Consider the following 16,726-nt stretch of genomic DNA (forward strand, 5'->3'; position numbering starts at 1 on the left):
TGCGTTCTTTGCGGGCTGTTCACTTCATGAACGACTGTTCCCGGTCAAAGATCCACACATCGTCCCCCTGGGAGCACGTTCGTGGCAGCTCTTGCACGCTGGTGTGTCCAACGCCGCCTCGTCGCCGTACTGCTCTGGCTCCTCGCCTTCGGCGGGGTGAGCGCGGCCGCCGCCGTCACGGGCTCCGCGTACTCCAACGACTACGAGGTCCCCGGCACCGAGTCGGGCCGCGCCACCCAGCTGTTGCAGGACGGCTTCCCCGGACTCGGCGGTGACAGCGACACCGTCGTGTGGCACACCGCGTCGGGCACCGTCCGCGCCGGCGTCGTCGAGCAGACCATGACGCGCACCCTGGACGACATCGCCCACCTGCCCGGCGTCGCGTCCGTGGACAACCCCTACGACAAGCAGGGCCCCGCCCGGATCAGCGAGGACGGGCACACCGCCTACGCCACCGTGACCTTCGACGCGGGCGCCGAGCACCTCGATGCGGGCGAGGCCCGTGCCGTTGTGGACACGGCGAAGGCCGCCGCGACCGACGATCTCCAGGTCGAGCTCGGCGGGTCCGCCGTCGCGCTGACCGAGTCGCCGGGCGGGCACACCGCCGAGATCGTCGGCGTGGCCGTCGCCGCCGTCGTGCTCTTCCTCGCCTTCGGCTCGCTCGCCGCCTCGCTGCTGCCCATCGCCACCGCCCTGGTGAGCGTCGGCACCGCCTACGCGGGCATCGCGCTCCTCGGGCACGCCATGACGGTCGCCGACTTCGCCCCCATGCTCGGCATGCTGATCGGCCTCGGCGTCGGCATCGACTACGCCCTGTTCATCGTCACCAGACACCGGCGGGGGCTCAAACGCGGCCTGCCCGTGGCCGAGTCGATCACCAACGCGGTGGCGACCACCGGGCGCGCGGTGGTGTTCGCGGGCGCCACGGTGTGCATCGCCCTGCTCGGCATGCTCATCCTGCGGCTGAGCTTCCTCAACGGCGTGGCCATCGCCGCGTCCCTCACCGTCGTCCTCACCGTCGCCGCGTCCGTCACCCTGCTGCCCGCCCTGCTGTCCCTCATCGGCATGCGCGCCCTCAGCCGCCGCGAGCGGCGCCGGCTCGCCGAGCACGGCCCCCAGCCCGAGCTGCCCACCGGGCTCGCCGCCCGTTGGTCCGCGTTCGTCGAACGGCACCCCAAGGCGCTCGGCGCGATCGCCCTCGCCGTCATCACCGTCCTCGCGCTGCCCACCCTGGGCCTGCGCCTGGGCACCTCCGACCAGGGCAACAACCCGGCGGCCTCCACCACCCGCCAGGCCTACGACCTCCTCGCGGACGGCTTCGGACCCGGCGTCAACGGGCCGCTCACCCTAGTCACCGAGGTCCACGGCGCCGAGGACAAGCTCGCCCTGGACCGCCTCGACACCACCCTGCGCGCCACGGAGGGCGTCGCCTCGGCCACCCCGGTGACGTACAACGCGCACAGCGACACCGCCTACCTCACCGTGCTCCCCGAGTCGTCCCCGCAGTCCCAGCGGACCAGCGGCCTCGTGGACCGGCTGCGCGACGAGGTCCTGCCGCGCGCCGAGACCGGCACCGCCCTCGACATACAGGTCGGCGGTATGACGGCCGGCTACGACGACTTCGCCGACGTGATCGTCGGCAAGCTGCCCCTGTTCGTCGGGGTCGTCATCGGCCTGGGCTGTCTGCTGCTCCTGCTCGCCTTCCGCTCGGTCGGCATCCCGCTCAAGGCCGCCGCGATGAACGTGGCCGCCGTCGCCGCCGCCTTCGGCGTCGTCGTCGCGGTCTTCCAGTGGGGGTGGGGGAGCGAGCTGCTGGGGCTGGGCCGGGCCGGCCCGATCGAGCCCTTCCTCCCCGTGATCATGGTGTCCGTCCTCTTCGGGCTCTCCATGGACTACCAGGTCTTCCTGGTCAGCCGGATGTACGAGGAGTGGCTGGAGACCGGCGACAACCGGCGGGCCGTACGCATCGGCCTCGCCGAGACCAGCCGGGTGATCAACTCCGCCGCGGTCATCATGATCTCGGTGTTCCTCGCCTTCGTCCTCAGCGGCGACCGCGTGATCGCCATGTTCGGCATCGCCCTCGCGGCGGCCGTCGCCCTGGACGCCTTCGTCCTGCGCACCCTCCTCGTCCCCGCCCTGATGCATCTGCTCGGCGGAGCCAACTGGTGGCTGCCCCGCTGGCTGGACAAGCGCATGCCCCGCATCAGCATCGAGCCGCCCGAGTGCCGTGCCGCCCATGAGACGCTCACCGACGTCGTGGCGGAACTGGAGAAGGAGCAGCGGGGCGATGTACGCGATATCCCTGGGTGACGACGGAGCCGAGCTGAGGCCGCTGGAACCGTGGCACGCGCAGGAGTTCCTGGCCCATCTGGAGCGGGGCCGGGAGTTCATCGGACGGTTCATCCCGTTCGGCTCGGCCGTCACGGACCCGGTGTCCGCCCGCGAGACCCTCCAGCGGTACGCCGACCTGCGCGCCGCCGACAAGGCGTCGTACCACGGCATCTGGCTGGACGGACGGCTCGTCGGCGGCGTCCTCACCCTGAACTTCGACGCCGCCGCCGGGGTCTGCGAGGTCGGCTGCTGGCTGGAGCCCGCGGCGACCGGGCGCGGCCTGGTCACCCGGGCCATGCGGCCGCTCATCGACTGGGCCGTCGAGGAACGCGGCATCCACCGCGTCGAATGGGTGGCCGCCGCCGGGAACACCGCCAGCCTGAACGTCGCCCGCCGCCTCGGGATGACCCGGGACGGCGTACGCCGGCAGGCCCACCTCTATGGTGGGGTGCGCCACGACCTGGAACTGTGGTCGATCCTCGCCCCGGAGTGGCGCGAAGCACGCGTGCGCACCGCGCACAGCGATCATTAAGACACCTCTCAGGAAGCGTCCGTACGGTGCCAGACATGGGAACGAAGACAGTGGACGAGACCGTGACCCCGGCCAAGGCCGACGACGAGAACGTGGACGTCACCGAGACGACCGAGGCCCCGGCCGAGGCCGTCACCGGCGACGAGTCCGAGGAGGTGGCCGCCGAGGCGACGGAAGCGGCGCCCTCCTTCGTCGGCCAGGGCGCCGCCGCGGTGGTCTCCGCGGCCCTCGGCCTCGTGTCCCTGACCGGCGGCTGGATCGGCACCGTCGCCGCCGCCCGCCAGACACTCATCGGCCAGCTGGAGACCCGCTCCGACGCCGCCGTCGCCACCCAGATCCAGGCGGTCTACGGCGACGCCTGGCAGGCCTCCGCGCTGTTCGCCGGCCTGTTCGCGGTGGTCGCGCTGATCGTCGGCGTCGTGGTGCTCGCCCGGCCCGCGTTCGGCACCCCCGGTCTGCCGCAGCCCGCCTGGATCAAGTCGGTCGCCTGGGGCGGTGTCGCCCTCGGCGTCATCGGCCTGCTGCTGGCCGTCCTCAAGTACACCGACGCCCTGCTCGGCCTGCCCTCCGCCGGCTGAGACACCGCGCACCCGCGCCGATCGGAGCGGGAACAGCGCAGATCAGAGGGGCCTCAGAGCCGCCGTAAGCACCTTAGACGGCGGCCTGAGGCCCCTCAGCCGTGTCTAAGGCACCCACCGGCCCGGCAAGATGCGGCACTCTCCCGATGTGGCGGACCCCCCTGGGAGACGAAGGTTGAGGCATCGCAGGAAGCGATGACAACCGGGACCCACCAGGGGGAAACCACCATGTTCGACCACTTCGAGCACGAGATGCACCACCTCCGCACCGACGAACTGATCCGCCAGGCCGAGCACCAGCGCCTGGTCCGCGAGGCCGTCCGGGTCCGCCGCGCCCAGCGCCGCGCCGCCCAGCGCCCCGCACGGAACGCGGAGGACACGCCCTCGCCCGGCGCCCGCCCCGGCCGGCACGGCACCGCACGCGCCGCGTGAGGCCGCGGGACACCGGATCCGGGGACGGCCCCCGGAAAACCGGTGCCGCGCCGACCGCGCCGCGTGCGATGCTCGGGCCCGTGGAGAGCCGCTCCGTAAGTCCCGTGTTCGTCGGCCGCACCACCGAGTTGGAGACGTTGGACGACGCGCTCGCCCGTGCCACCGCGGGCGAGCCGCAGGCGTTGGTCATCGGCGGCGAGGCGGGCGTCGGCAAGACCCGCCTCGTCGAGGAGTTCGCCGGCGCCGCCGCCCGCGCGGGCGCCGTCGTCGCCCTCGGCGGCTGCGTCGAGATCGGCGCCGACGGCCTTCCGTTCGCCCCCTTCTCCACCGCGCTGCGCGCCCTGCGCCGGCAACTGCCCGACGAGCTGGCCGCGGCCGCCGCCGGACAGGAGGACGAACTGGCCCGGCTGCTGCCCGAGGTCGGCGAGACCCCCGCCGCCCTCGGCGCGGACCGCTCCGGCGAGGAGGGCATGGCCCGCCTCTTCGAACTCACCGCCCGCCTCCTGGAACGCCTCGCCGCCCACCGCACCGTCGTCGTCGCCCTGGAGGACCTCCACTGGGCCGACGCCTCCACCCGCCACCTGCTGACCTACCTCTTCCGCACCCTGCGCACCGGCCGCCTCGTCGTCCTCGCCACCTACCGCTCCGACGACATCCACCGCCGTCACCCGCTGCGCCCCCTCCTCGCCGAACTCGACCGGCTGCGAACCGTCCGCCGTATCGAGCTCGGCCGCTTCACCCGCGACGAGGTCGGCTGCCAGATCGCCGGCATCCTCGCCCGCGAACCCGACCCGGCCCAGGTCGACGCCATCTTCGAACGCTCCGACGGCAACGCCTTCTTCGTCGAGGAACTCGCCGTCGCCACCCACGAGGGCGCCTGCGACGGCCTCACCGACTCCCTTCGCGACCTGCTGCTCGTACGCGTCGAGCGGCTGCCCGAGAGCGCCCAGCGGATCGCCCGGCTCGTCGCCGAGGGCGGCTCCACCGTCGAGTACCGGCTGCTCGCCGCCGTCGCCGACCTCGCCGAGGACGATCTGATCGAGGCGCTGCGGGCCGCCGTCAACGCCAGCATCCTGAGCGTCGCGCCCGGCGACGACGGCTACCGCTTCCGGCACTCCCTGGTCCGCGAGGCCGTCGCCGACGACCTGCTGCCCGGCGAACGCTCCCGCCTCAACCGCCGCTACGCCGAAGCCCTCGAAGCCGACCCGACGCTCGTCCCGGCCGGTGAACGCGTCATGCGGCTGGCGAGCTACTGGTACCACGCCCACGACCCGGCCAAGGCCCTGCCCGCCGTCCTGGACGCCTCCGTCACCGCCCGCCGCCGGCGCGCCCACTCCGAGCAACTCCGGCTGCTGGAACGGGCGATGGAACTGTGGGACGTCACCCCGGCGGACATCCGCGCCACCCTGCGCCCCGTCGACTACACCGAGGCCTACCCGCCCCCGCTGGCCGAGCGGCGCGGCGAGCCCCACGACCCCGCCCCCACCCCGCTGCGCTACCTCGACCTGATGGCCGAGGCGGCCGTCGCCGGGCGGCGCTGCGGGGAACGCGAACGCGCCCTGAAGATCACCAAGCGGGCCCTGCACCTGCTGGAGGAGGAACAGGACCCGCTGCGCGCCGCCTGGTTCTGGATCCAGCGCTCCCGGCTGACGCAGGCCCTGGCCCGCGGCGACGGCTGGAAGGAGATCGGCACCGCCCAGGACCTGGTGCGCGGACTGCCGCCGTCCGAGGTGCACGCCGAGGTGCTGGCCACCGCCGCCAGCTGGTCCATGCTGCGCGACCCCGGCCCCGACGCCGTGTCCGCGGCCGAACGGGCCGTGGAGTACGCGCGCATGGTCGGCGCCGAGGACATCGAGCTGAACGCCCGCCTGACCCTCGGCGGACTCATGGTCGAAGCCGGCGACAGCGCCGGTCTCGCCCAGATGTACGAGGTCAAGGAAGCCGTCCTGGCCCGGGGCCTGACCTCGGTCGTGGGCCGCAGCCATGTGAACCTGCCGTCCGCCCTGGAGGCCGTCGGTCGCTCCGCGGAGGCCGTGTCCATCCTGCGCGAGGGCCTGCGGCTCACCCAGGAGTGGGGTCTGCGCGACTCCGAGGCCTGGGTGTGGGTCAACCTCGCCGAGTCCCTGACGACCCTGGGCCGCTGGGACGAGGCGGCCGAGGCCGCCGTGAGCGCCCAGCGCACCAGCCAGTCCGCCAAGCCGCGCGGCGGCGCCGCCAACCGCCTGGCCCAGCTCGCCCTCGCCCGCGGCGAGACCGCCGAGGCCGCCCGCCATCTCGCCGCCGCCCGCGCCTCCTACGGCACCCACGACCCGATGCCCCAGCACAACCTCCCCATGTCCCACCTCGCCCTGGAGATCGCCGCCGCCGAGGGCCGCCTCCTCGACGCCCGCGCCGAGGCCGACCGGGCCCTCGACGCCGGCTTCCCGCCCGGCACCCAGCGCTACGCCTGGCCACTGCTGCTGGCCGCCGCCGTCGCCGAGTCCGAGTCCCGCGCCCTCCCGCCGCCGGACGGGCCCGCAGCACGCACCGCCTATCTGCGCCGCCTCTTCGACGCCGTACGCACCCTCGCCACGGGCTCGCCCGTGTGGCGCGCCCACGAGCGGTGGACCCGCGCCGAGCTCGACCGGGCCGAGGACCACACCGACCCCGACACCTGGTCCGACGTCGTCACCGCCTTCGAAGCCCTGGAACGCCCCTACGACCTCGCCCGGGTCCGCCTGCGCCTGGCCGAGGCGCTGCTGACCGCGGGCGGCGACGACGAGCGCGCCCGCGCCACCGAACTGCTCCGGCTCACCCGGGCCACCGCCGACCACCTGGGCGCCCGCCCCCTCGCCGACGCCACGACCCTGCTGGCCCAGCGGGCCCGCCTCAGCCTGACCACGGCCCCGCCCGCCGCCGACCCGGCCGACACCCTCGGCCTCACCAGCCGCGAGCGCGATGTGCTGCGCCTGGTCTCCGCGGGCCGCACCAACCGCCAGATCGCCGAGGAACTCTTCATCTCCCCGAAGACCGCCAGCGTCCATGTGTCGAACATCCTGGCCAAGCTCGGTGTCTCCGGCCGGGGCGAGGCGGCCGCCGTGGCGCACCGGATGGGGCTGTTTCCCCTGGAGACGCTCGGCTCCGGAACGCACGCCTGAGGCATACGCTGAGAAGGACGCCGGCCGTGGGAGGTCCTGTGTTCAACCCGTTCGAGGAACTCTTCGCACCGGGCCGCAAGCACACCCGCGACGAACAGAAGCGCCTGGAGCTGAGCCGCGAGGACGTCGGCGACAACGACCCCGGACGCGGCCCCATAGACCTCGCCTCCGGAAAGGTCGTCATACGGCTCACGGAGACCTCCGACGAGGAGGACGGCGCCGACGAGCCCCAGGATCAGGACCGGGCCCCCGGCCGGAGGCTCAGCTCACCTTGAGCTCCAGGACGCGGTCGTCGCCGGCCTTGGGGTCGCCCCGTCCGTCGGTGTTGCTCGTCACCAGCCACAGCCTGTCACCGCCCGCCGCCACGACCGTCCGCAGCCGGCCGTACTCCTCCTTCAGGAAGGGCTGCGGGTCGGCCGACGCCTCGGTGCCGCCCAGCGGGACGCGCCACAGCGTCCGCCCTCTCAGCCCCGCCATCCACAGGGAGCCCTCGGCGTGGGCCAGCCCGCTCGGGGAGGCCTCGTCGGTGGCCCACTGGGCGAGCGGACTGTGGAAGGCGTCGTCGTCGGTGCGGCCCTCCGCCTCGGGCCAGCCGTAGTTGTCGCCCGGCTTGATCGCGTTCAGCTCGTCCCAGGTGTCCTGGCCGAACTCCGAGGCGAACAGCCGCTGTTCACGGTCCCAGGCCAGGCCCTGCACATTGCGGTGGCCGTACGAGTACACCGGGGAGTCCGGGAAGGGGTTGCCCGGCGCCGGCTCGCCCTCCGGGGTCATCCGCAGGATCTTGCCGCCCAGCGACTTCTTGTCCTGCGACAGACCGGTGTCACCGCTCTCGCCCGTGCCCGCGTACAGCATCCGGTCGGGGCCGAAGGCGATCCGGCCGCCGTTGTGGATGAAGCCCTTGGGTATGCCCTTGAAGATCGTGTCCGGTGCGCCCAGCTGCTGTCCGGCGGGCCGCTTCTCGTCGTAGAGCATCCGCACGACGCGGTTGTCCGAGGCCGAGGTGAAGTAGGCGTAGATCATGTGGTCCGCGGCGAAGTCCGGGGAGAGGGCGATGCCCATCAGCCCGCCCTCGCCGGCCGGTGACACTCCGGGCACCTCGCCCAGCTCGGTCTTCTTCCCGGTCTTCGTGTCGATCCGGGTGATCGTGGCCTCGTCGCGCGAGGAGACCAGCAGGTCACCGCCCGGGATCGGGGCGAGACCCCAGGGGGTCTTCAGGCCCTCGGCGACCGTGCGCACCACGGAGACCGAGCCCTTCGCGGGCGGTGTCGCGGTCGCCCGCGCGCCCGGCGACGTCTCCGAGCCGGCGGTCGCGGTCGGTCTCCCCCCGCCGTTCTTCTCCGGCGCGTCACCGTCGCCGGACGAACATCCGGCCGTCAGCAGGAGTGCGGCCGCGGCCAACACGGCCGACACAGCTCGACGTTGCACGATCACGGTCCCTTCGACGCGGCGGGTCTCACTCTTCATACACCGCCCGGGCCCCACGGGTTCCCGATCTCCGAGCACGGATCTCGGATCACGGGTCCGGATCTCCGGTCAGGGGGCACGCGGCCCGGCCGGGCCGCGGGACCGCCGTCAGTCCCAGGATCCCCGTGCCCGGGGCAGCTCCGCCACCTCGGCCAGGTCCTCGCTCGTCAGCCGCAGGGCCTCGGCCCGCGCGTTCTCCGCCGCCCACCGCTCCCGCTTGGCACCCGGCACCGGCACCACGTGCCGCCCCTGCGCCAGCACCCAGGCGAGCGCCACCTGCGCCGGTGTGACCCCCTCGCCGTGCCGGGCGGCGATCCGGCGCAGCCCCACCACGATCGGCTGGTTCGCCGCCATCATCTCGGCGGTGAAGCGCGGGTGCCGGGCCCGCACGTCGTCCGGCTCGAAACCCTGGCCCGGGGTCAGGGTGCCGGTCAGAAAGCCGTTGCCCAGCGGCATCGCGGCCAGGAAGCCGACCCCGCGGGCCTCGCACCACGGCAGCAGCGTCTCCAGCGCCTCGGGCGACCACACGGACAGCTCGGCCTGCACCGCGCTCACCGGGAAGACCTGCTGCACCCGCTGCAGCTGGCGGATCGTGGCGTCGTGCAGCCGCGCTCCGGAACGCCGGCCGCCGCGGGCGCCGACCGCGCACAGCCCCAGCGCCCGCACCTTGCCGGCCTGCACCAGCTCGGCCATCGCGCCCCACGTCTCCTCGACGGGTATCTCCGGGTCGGCGCGGTGCAGTTGGTACAGGTCGATGACGTCCGTCTGTAGCCGGCGCAGCGAGGCGTCGCACGCCCGCTTCACATAGCCGGGACGGCCGTTGGCCACGATGTGCTGCTCGCCCACGAGCAGACCGACCTTCGTCGACACGAAGGCGTCCGGCCGCCGCTCCTTCAACACCCGCCCCATCAGCAGCTCGTTGGTGAACGGGCCGTACATGTCGGCGGTGTCCAGCAGCGTCGTGCCCAGATCGAGCGCGCGGTGCACGGTTCTGAGGGACTCCTCGCCGCGCTGCCGCGACGAGCTGTAGGCCCAGCTCATCGGCATGCACCCGAGTCCGACGGCTCCCACCGCGAGTGCGCCCGCGCCGATCGTCCTGCGCTCCACCTGGCCGTAACCCTCCCTCTTCCGGCACCCCAACCTAACCTCTGCACTCCAGTTCGCCTGACATAGCCTCCAGGCATGACTGCTGACGTGTGGCTCCCTCTCCGTCCGGACGAGATCGAGGGCCTTCCCGCAGGTCCCGCGTACCGCTTCTGGGATGGCGCCGAGGACTATCCCGCCGACCCCGCGGACTGCGCCTTCTACGTCGTGCCGTACATGAAGCCGTCCGCGGTCGGGCAACGGCCCCTGCCGGAGATGACCGCCGTGGAGGTCGTGCAGACGCTGTCCGCAGGCACCGACCACGTGGAGCCGGGTCTGCGGCATCTGCGACCCGGCGTGCGGCTGTGCAACGCGCGCGGGGTGCACGAGGCGAGCACCTCCGAGCTCACGCTCGCGCTGATCCTCGCGTCCCTGCGCGGCATCCCCGACTTCGTGCGCGCGCAGGACAAGGGGGAGTGGCGCGGTGGTTTCCGCCCGGCGCTCGCCGACAGAAACGTCCTGATCGTGGGATACGGCTCGATCGGCGCCGCCATCGAGGACCGGCTCGTTCCCTTCGAGGTGGCGCGGGTGGCGCGCGTCGCGCGCTCGGCGCGCACCACGGCGCGCGGCCCCGTGCATCCACTCACCGATCTGTCCGCGCTGCTGCCCGACGCGGACGTCGTCATCCTGTCCACGCCCCTCACGGAAGAGACCCGGCACCTGGTCGACGCCTCCTTCCTCGCCCGGATGAAGGACGGCGCGCTGCTGGTCAACGTGGCGCGCGGCGGCGTCGTGGACACCAAGGCACTGCTGGCCGAGCTGGAGACCGGCCGCATCACCGCGGCCCTGGACGTCACCGACCCCGAGCCGCTTGCGCCGGCGCACGCCCTCTGGCGCGCCCCCGGCGTCCTGATCAGCCCGCACGTCGGCGGACCCACCTCCGCGTTCCTGCCGCGCGCGAAGCGGTTGCTGGTGGACCAGTTGACTCGTTGGGTGAACCGGGAGCCCTTGCGGAACGTGATCCTTACGACGGGCGCGAACCCCGCGTGACGCCCACCGGCCGACCACGCGCGGGGTGACGCGCGCGCCGCACGCAACAAGCCGGAAATCCGCTTCGAGTACCGTCCGCAACCCTTCGGGAACGGTCCGTACGTGCATATGCGCTGGTCGTCACGGAGAGTAGAGATGCTATGTCCCTGAGTGACGAGACTGGTGTATCGTCCGGACAGGGGCTGCGCCGTGCACCGTTCGGCGCCGGGGACGGACAGACCAGATGTGTGAGGGGGGCGACGGGCGATGCACGGCCTATGGACGATCGATCCGACGCGGCGGGGCCGCCGACGGCGACCCTGGAGGACGGCCGCCCGCGGACGCGGCCACGAGGACGGTCACGGCTGCCGTCACGGCCGACATCATGGTGGGCCCGGCGGCAGGAGGCGGCAGACCCGCCCGGCCCACCCGGACCCACGGGACCCGCGAGCGGCGCACACCGGAGGAGACCGGTGAGCTCGCCGCCGCCCTCCCCGACACGTGTCGACGGAGTGCGGAACCGGCGTCTGCCGCGGCCGGCCCTGCCCCACCGCCCCCTGTTCGGCGGCTCGGCGCTCGCCCAGCAGGTCGCGCTGGCCCTGGTGTGCGCGGCCTACGCCGTCGGGTCCGCGCTCGGCTGGGGCTCGGGCCGACTCGCGCTGATCATGGGCGACTTCGGGCTGGCCGCCGCCGCCGCGGTGGCCGCCGTCTCCTGCTTCCGGTACGCCCGCAGCCGCCGGATCCGCTTCCGGCCCGCCTGGCTGCTGTTCGCGCTCTCCTCGGCGATGGCCGCCCTCGGCAATCTGGTCTGGGGGTGGTACGAGGTCGTCCTGGAGCGGCCCGTGCCGAGTCCCTCGTACGCCGACGGGTTCTTCCTGTGCTTCGCGCCGCCCGCCATCGTCGGCCTCCTGGTGCTCGCCAAACGGCCCGTGACCAAGGCCGGCTGGGTCTGCCTGGGGCTCGACGCCTGGCTGATCGGCGGCTCGCTGCTGACGCTGGCCTGGAGCCTCGCCCTCGCCCAGGCCGCCAAGTCCGAGGGGCCCGGCGTGGCGCACACCGCGCTCTCGCTCGCCTATCCGCTGCTGGACATCGCCCTGGTCAGCATGGTGCTCGCCCTGCACTTCCGGCGCTCCTCGGCCAACCGCACCGCGGTCAACACCGCGATCGGCGCGCTCGCCCTGACCGTCATGTGCGACGCCCTGTTCACCTCGCCGCTGTTCCACCACTCGTACCAGTCCGGCCAGTTGCTCGACGCCGGCTGGTTCGCCGGCTCCCTGCTCCTCGCCTACGCGCCCTGGGCGGCGCCCCGGCGCGGAAAGGGCGCCGCCGGGCCGCAGGACGACGGGGGGCACTCCCGCGTGGTCCACGAGCACCTGCCCGGCCAGCGCGGCGCCGGCCACCACCACCCGGCCCCGCAGCAGGGCGACCAGCCCCGGTACCCGCTGACCCGGCCGATCGCCGGCTCCCTGGCCGCGCTCACGCCCTACCTCGCCGCCGCCGTCTGCACCCTGGGCATCCTGTACAACGTCCTCAACGGCCGGAGCGTCGACCAGGTGGTGCTCATCACCGGCGGCACCGTGGTGCTCGCCCTCGTCGTGCGCCAGGGCATCATGCTGCTCGACAACATCACCCTCACCCAGGAACTGGCCCAGAAGGAGAACCACTTCCGCTCCCTGGTGCAGGGCTCCAGCGACGTCATCATGATCGCCGCGCCCAGCGGCATCCTGCGGTACGTCTCCCCGGCCGCCGCCGGCGTCTACGGCCGCTCCGCCGAGGAGCTGGTCGGCTCGGAGCTGGCCGGCCTCATCCACCCGGAGGACCTGGGCTGCGTGGTGCACGAGGTGCGCCGCTTCCTCGCCGCCAGCCCGCTGGAGGAACCCACCACGCGCATCGAGTGCCGGTTCCGCTCCGGCGACGGCGGCTGGCTCAACGTCGAGTCGACGGTCAACCGGCACCACGGCGGGCTGATCTTCAACAGCCGGGACGTCACCGAGCGGGTCCGACTCCAGGCCCAGCTCCAGCACAACGCCGAGCACGACCCGCTCACCGACCTGCCCAACCGCGCCCTGTTCACCAAGCGCGTCCAGCAGGCCCTGTCCGGCCGCCGCGCCACCGACCGGGGCGCCGCCCTGCGCAATACGGCCGTGCTCTTCATCGACCTCGACGGCTTCAAGGGCGTCAACGACACGATCGGACACCAGGCCGGGGACGAGCTACTCGTCCAGGCCGCCCGCAGACTCCAGGACGCGGTCCGCGGCGGGGACATCGCCTCGCGGCTGGGCGGCGACGAGTTCGCGGCCCTGATCACCGGGGACGGCACACGCGACCGTACCGCCCGGGAAGGGCACATCCTGGAGCTCGCCGACCGCCTCAGGGTGACGCTGTCCCAGCCCTACCTCATCGACGGCAACGATGTCCGGGTCAACGCCTCCATCGGCGTCGCCTTCGCCGAACCGGGCCTCGGCGCGGGCGAGTTGCTGCGCAACGCCGACCTGGCCATGTACCGGGCGAAGGCGGGCGGCAAGGGCCGCGTCGAGCTGTACAAGCCGCAGATGCAGCAGGACGTCGTCCGCAAGGCGGAGCTGGCCACGCGTCTGCGGGCCGCGCTCCACGACGGCGAGTTCGCGCTGCTGCACCAGCCGGTGGTGTGCCTGGAGACCGGCCGGATCACGTCGGTCGCCACCCAGGCGCGCTGGCGGTCCTCGCAGGGCGTGCTGTTCACCCCCGCCGAGTTCCTGCGGGTCGCCGAGGACAGCGACAAGACCGCCGAGCTCGGCCGCTGGATGCTGGAGGAGGCCGTCGAGCAGGCCGCCGAGCGCACCGCGACCGGACACGCCGTCCCCGTCGCCGTACGGGTGGGCGCGCGCCGGCTGCTCGACCGGTCGATGCCCCTCGGCTCCGTGGAGACGCTCCTGACCCGGTACGGGCTGCCGTCCGGGTCGCTCGTCATCGAGCTGGCCGACCTCGACCCGAGGATCTCGCTGGACGAGCTGGAGCGCCGGCTCGGCGGGCTGCGCCGGCTCGGCGTCCGGATCGCCCTGGACGGCTTCGGCAGCGGCTACGCGGCCATCACCGCCCTGCGCCGGCTCCCCGTCGACGTGCTCAAGCTCGACCGGGGCCTGGTCGAGGGCGTCGTCGAGTCCGCCCGGCTGCACAAGATCACCGGCGGGCTGCTCCGCATCGCGTCCGACCTCGGGCTCCAGTCGGTGGCCGACGGGGTGGACCTCCCCGAACAGGTGGTCGCGCTGCGCTCCATGGGCTGCACCCATGGACAGGGCATGGCCTTCTCCGGTCCGCTGGACGAGTACCGGCTGCGCCGGGCGCTCACCGCCGGCCACTACCCGGTACCGAACGGCGCCGTCGAACCGGCGTTCGTGGGCAGTGCGCGGGAGCCCGCCGACCGGGGGACGGGCAGGTACGCCGGAGGGGTTCCGGCCGTTCTCGGAGGCGGGACGGGGCTCCGCTCACATAATGAGACTCCCGTCCCACCCACTTGACACCGAGTGCGCGCCGGGGGGAGGGTCAGTGCCATGCGCACCCGAATTCTCGTACTTGGAAAGCGCGTCGGCTGAAGCTGGTGACGTCCGGACCGACCCGGAATCCCAGCGACCCACACCCGGCGCGCTCCCCTCGCTTGCCTTATGGCACGAGGGGTTTTTTGTTGCACCAGCACCTGTGATGCAACGCCGAAACTCCGCCCAAACCTCGCAAAAACCCTCAGCATCGAGAAGAGAATGCCGATGACCGAGCAGGCCTCCGGGGCTCACCCACAGCCCCGGCCCCGATCCGGAGGACAGCAGTCCATGCCCGAGCACGTCACGGGTGCGCAGTCCCTCATCCGCTCGCTCGAGGAGGTCGGCGCCGACACCGTGTTCGGCATCCCCGGGGGCACGATCCTGCCGGCCTACGACCCTCTGATGGACTCCACCCGGGTGCGCCATGTGCTGGTCCGCCACGAGCAGGGCGCGGGCCACGCGGCCACCGGCTACGCGCAGGCCACCGGCAAGGTCGGGGTGTGCATGGCGACGTCCGGTCCCGGCGCCACCAACCTGGTCACCCCGATCGCGGACGCGCACATGGACTCCGTGCCGCTCGTCGCGATCACCGGCCAGGTCGTGTCCAAGGCGATCGGCACGGACGCCTTCCAGGAGGCGGACATCGTCGGCATCACCATGCCGATCACCAAGCACAGCTTCCTCGTCACCAAGGCGGAGGACATCCCGCGGACCATCGCGCAGGCGTTCCACATCGCCTCCACCGGCCGCCCGGGACCCGTCCTGGTCGACATCCCCAAGGACATCCTCCAGTCGAGGACCACCTTCACCTGGCCGCCCGTCATGGACCTGCCCGGCTACCGGCCCGTCACCAAGCCGCACGCCAAGCAGATCCGTGAGGCCGCCAAGCTCATCACCTCCGCGAAGCGCCCCGTCCTCTACGTCGGCGGCGGCGTCCTGAAGGCCGGCGCCACCGCCGAGCTGAAGGTCCTCGCGGAACTCACCGGAGCGCCCGTCACCACCACCCTGATGGCGCTCGGCGCATTCCCCGACAGCCACCCGCTGCACGTGGGAATGCCGGGCATGCACGGTTCGGTCACCGCCGTCACCGCGCTGCAGAAGGCCGACCTGATCGTCGCCCTCGGAGCCCGCTTCGACGACCGCGTCACCGGCAAGCTGGACAGCTTCGCCCCGTACGCCAAGATCGTCCACGCCGACATCGACCCCGCCGAGATCGGCAAGAACCGCGCCGCCGACGTGCCGATCGTCGGTGACGCGCGCGAGGTCATCGCCGACCTCGTCCAGGCCGTCCAGAAGGAGCACGCCGAGGGCCACCAGGGCGACTACACCGCCTGGTGGAAGGACCTCAGCCGCTGGCGCGACACCTACCCGCTCGGCTACGACCTGCCCGAGGACGGCTCGCTCTCCCCGCAGCAGGTCATCGAGCGGATCGGCCGGCTCGCCCCGGAGGGCACCGTCTTCGCGGCGGGCGTCGGCCAGCACCAGATGTGGGCCGCGCACTTCGTCCAGTACGAGAAGCCCGCCACCTGGCTGAACTCCGGCGGCGCCGGGACGATGGGCTACGCGGTGCCGGCCGCCATGGGCGCCAAGGCCGGCGTCCCGGACCGGACCGTCTGGGCGATCGACGGCGACGGCTGCTTCCAGATGACCAATCAGGAACTCACCACCTGCGCCCTGAACAACATCCCGATCAAGGTCGCCATTATCAACAACGGCGCCCTCGGGATGGTCCGCCAGTGGCAGACCCTGTTCTACAACCAGCGCTACTCCAACACCGTGCTGCACTCCGGCCCGGACGACGTCAACCCGCAGGCCAAGGGCACCCGCGTGCCGGACTTCGTCAAGCTGGCCGAGGCCATGGGCTGCGTGGGCCTGCGCTGCGAGTCGCCGGACGAGCTCGACAAGGTGATCGAGGAGGCGAACTCCATCAACGACCGCCCCGTCGTCGTCGACTTCATCGTCCACGAGGACGCCATGGTGTGGCCGATGGTCGCCGCCGGCACCTCCAACGACGAGATCATGGCCGCCCGGGACGTCCGCCCCGACTTCGGCGACAACGAAGACGACTGAGCGAGAGAGACGTAAAAGATCATGTCCAAGCACACGCTCTCCGTCCTGGTGGAGAACACGCCGGGCATCCTGGCCCGGATCGCCGCCCTGTTCTCCCGGCGCGGCTTCAACATCGACTCGCTCGCGGTCGGTGTCACCGAGCACCCCGACATCTCCCGCATCACGATCGTCGTCAGCGTCGAGGACTTCCCGCTGGAGCAGGTGACGAAGCAGCTCAACAAGCTCGTCAACGTGCTGAAGATCGTCGAGCTGGAGCCCGGTTCCGCCGTTCAGCGTGAACTCGTTCTGGTGAAGGTCCGCGCCGACAACGAGACGCGCTCCCAGATCGTCGAGATCGTCCAGCTGTTCCGCGCCAAGACCGTCGACGTCTCCCCGGAGGCCGTCACGATCGAGGCCACCGGCTCCAGCGACAAGCTGGAGGCCATGCTGAAGATGCTGGAGCCGTTCGGCATCAAGGAGCTCGTCCAGTCCGGCACGATCGCCATCGGCCGCGGCGCCCGTTCGATCACGGACCGGTCGCTGCGCGCCCTGGACCGGTCGGCGTAGGACGCCGTT

12 protein-coding genes are annotated in these 16,726 nt (G+C 72.6%); 10 read left to right on the forward strand and 2 right to left on the reverse strand.

Annotated features, from left to right (window positions below):
- Positions 1-81 precede the first annotated feature (81 nt).
- The 6 genes from KBY32_RS05495 (at position 82) to KBY32_RS05520 (ending at position 7,285) form a co-directional block, all read left to right on the forward strand.
- Positions 82-2,310 carry an MMPL family transporter gene (locus KBY32_RS05495; protein ID WP_210979065.1) on the forward strand — a complete coding sequence of 743 codons (2,229 nt, stop codon included), beginning with the start codon at positions 82-84 and terminating at the stop codon, positions 2,308-2,310.
- A complete protein-coding gene (locus KBY32_RS05500) occupies positions 2,288-2,863 on the forward strand; it encodes a GNAT family N-acetyltransferase (RefSeq protein ID WP_055624325.1) in 576 nt (191 codons plus the stop codon). The genes KBY32_RS05495 and KBY32_RS05500 overlap by 23 nt, the downstream gene beginning before the upstream one ends.
- Before the next feature lie 35 nt (positions 2,864-2,898).
- Positions 2,899-3,441 carry a hypothetical protein gene (locus tag KBY32_RS05505; protein ID WP_055624324.1) on the forward strand — a complete coding sequence of 181 codons (543 nt, stop codon included), beginning with the start codon at positions 2,899-2,901 and terminating at the stop codon, positions 3,439-3,441.
- A 228-nt stretch (positions 3,442-3,669) separates the two neighbouring features.
- Complete coding sequence (locus KBY32_RS05510) at positions 3,670-3,873, forward strand: hypothetical protein (protein WP_055624323.1); 204 nt, start codon at positions 3,670-3,672, stop codon at positions 3,871-3,873.
- Positions 3,874-3,941: 68 nt separating this feature from the next.
- Complete coding sequence (locus KBY32_RS05515; protein ID WP_210979066.1) at positions 3,942-7,010, forward strand: helix-turn-helix transcriptional regulator; 3,069 nt, start codon at positions 3,942-3,944, stop codon at positions 7,008-7,010.
- 38 nt (positions 7,011-7,048) lie between these two features.
- The gene (locus tag KBY32_RS05520; RefSeq protein ID WP_210979167.1) at positions 7,049-7,285 is read left to right on the forward strand and encodes a DUF6191 domain-containing protein; all 237 of its coding nucleotides are present in this window, start codon (positions 7,049-7,051) and stop codon (positions 7,283-7,285) included.
- Here KBY32_RS05520 and KBY32_RS05525 read toward each other — a convergent pair.
- Both KBY32_RS05525 and KBY32_RS05530 read right to left on the reverse strand, forming a co-directional pair.
- Entirely contained in the window at positions 7,272-8,474 is a 1,203-nt protein-coding gene (locus KBY32_RS05525) for a sorbosone dehydrogenase family protein (RefSeq protein WP_210979067.1), read from the reverse strand. The genes KBY32_RS05520 and KBY32_RS05525 overlap by 14 nt on opposite strands.
- 108 nt (positions 8,475-8,582) lie before the next feature.
- Positions 8,583-9,581, reverse strand: a complete 999-nt coding sequence (locus KBY32_RS05530; protein WP_115507894.1) for an aldo/keto reductase — start codon at positions 9,579-9,581, stop codon at positions 8,583-8,585.
- A 75-nt stretch (positions 9,582-9,656) separates the two neighbouring features.
- Here KBY32_RS05530 and KBY32_RS05535 point away from each other — a divergent pair, with 75 nt between their 5' ends.
- From KBY32_RS05535 to ilvN, 4 genes are all read left to right on the forward strand, one after another.
- The gene (locus KBY32_RS05535; protein WP_210979068.1) at positions 9,657-10,607 is read left to right on the forward strand and encodes a 2-hydroxyacid dehydrogenase; all 951 of its coding nucleotides are present in this window, start codon (positions 9,657-9,659) and stop codon (positions 10,605-10,607) included.
- 452 nt (positions 10,608-11,059) lie between these two features.
- On the forward strand, positions 11,060-14,083 hold the full coding sequence (locus KBY32_RS05540) for a bifunctional diguanylate cyclase/phosphodiesterase (protein ID WP_210979069.1): 3,024 nt from the start codon (positions 11,060-11,062) through the stop codon (positions 14,081-14,083).
- Between the two features lie 243 nt (positions 14,084-14,326).
- Complete coding sequence (locus tag KBY32_RS05545; protein ID WP_107096853.1) at positions 14,327-16,171, forward strand: acetolactate synthase large subunit; 1,845 nt, start codon at positions 14,327-14,329, stop codon at positions 16,169-16,171.
- Between the two features lie 21 nt (positions 16,172-16,192).
- Positions 16,193-16,717: an acetolactate synthase small subunit gene (gene ilvN / locus KBY32_RS05550; RefSeq protein ID WP_055624315.1), complete on the forward strand. Its 525-nt coding sequence runs from the start codon at positions 16,193-16,195 to the stop codon at positions 16,715-16,717.
- Positions 16,718-16,726: the final 9 nt, after the last annotated feature.

Origin of the sequence: Streptomyces sp. RK62 (genome assembly GCF_018070255.1) — a bacterium.
In the GTDB taxonomy this organism is placed as follows: domain Bacteria; phylum Actinomycetota; class Actinomycetes; order Streptomycetales; family Streptomycetaceae; genus Streptomyces; species Streptomyces nigra.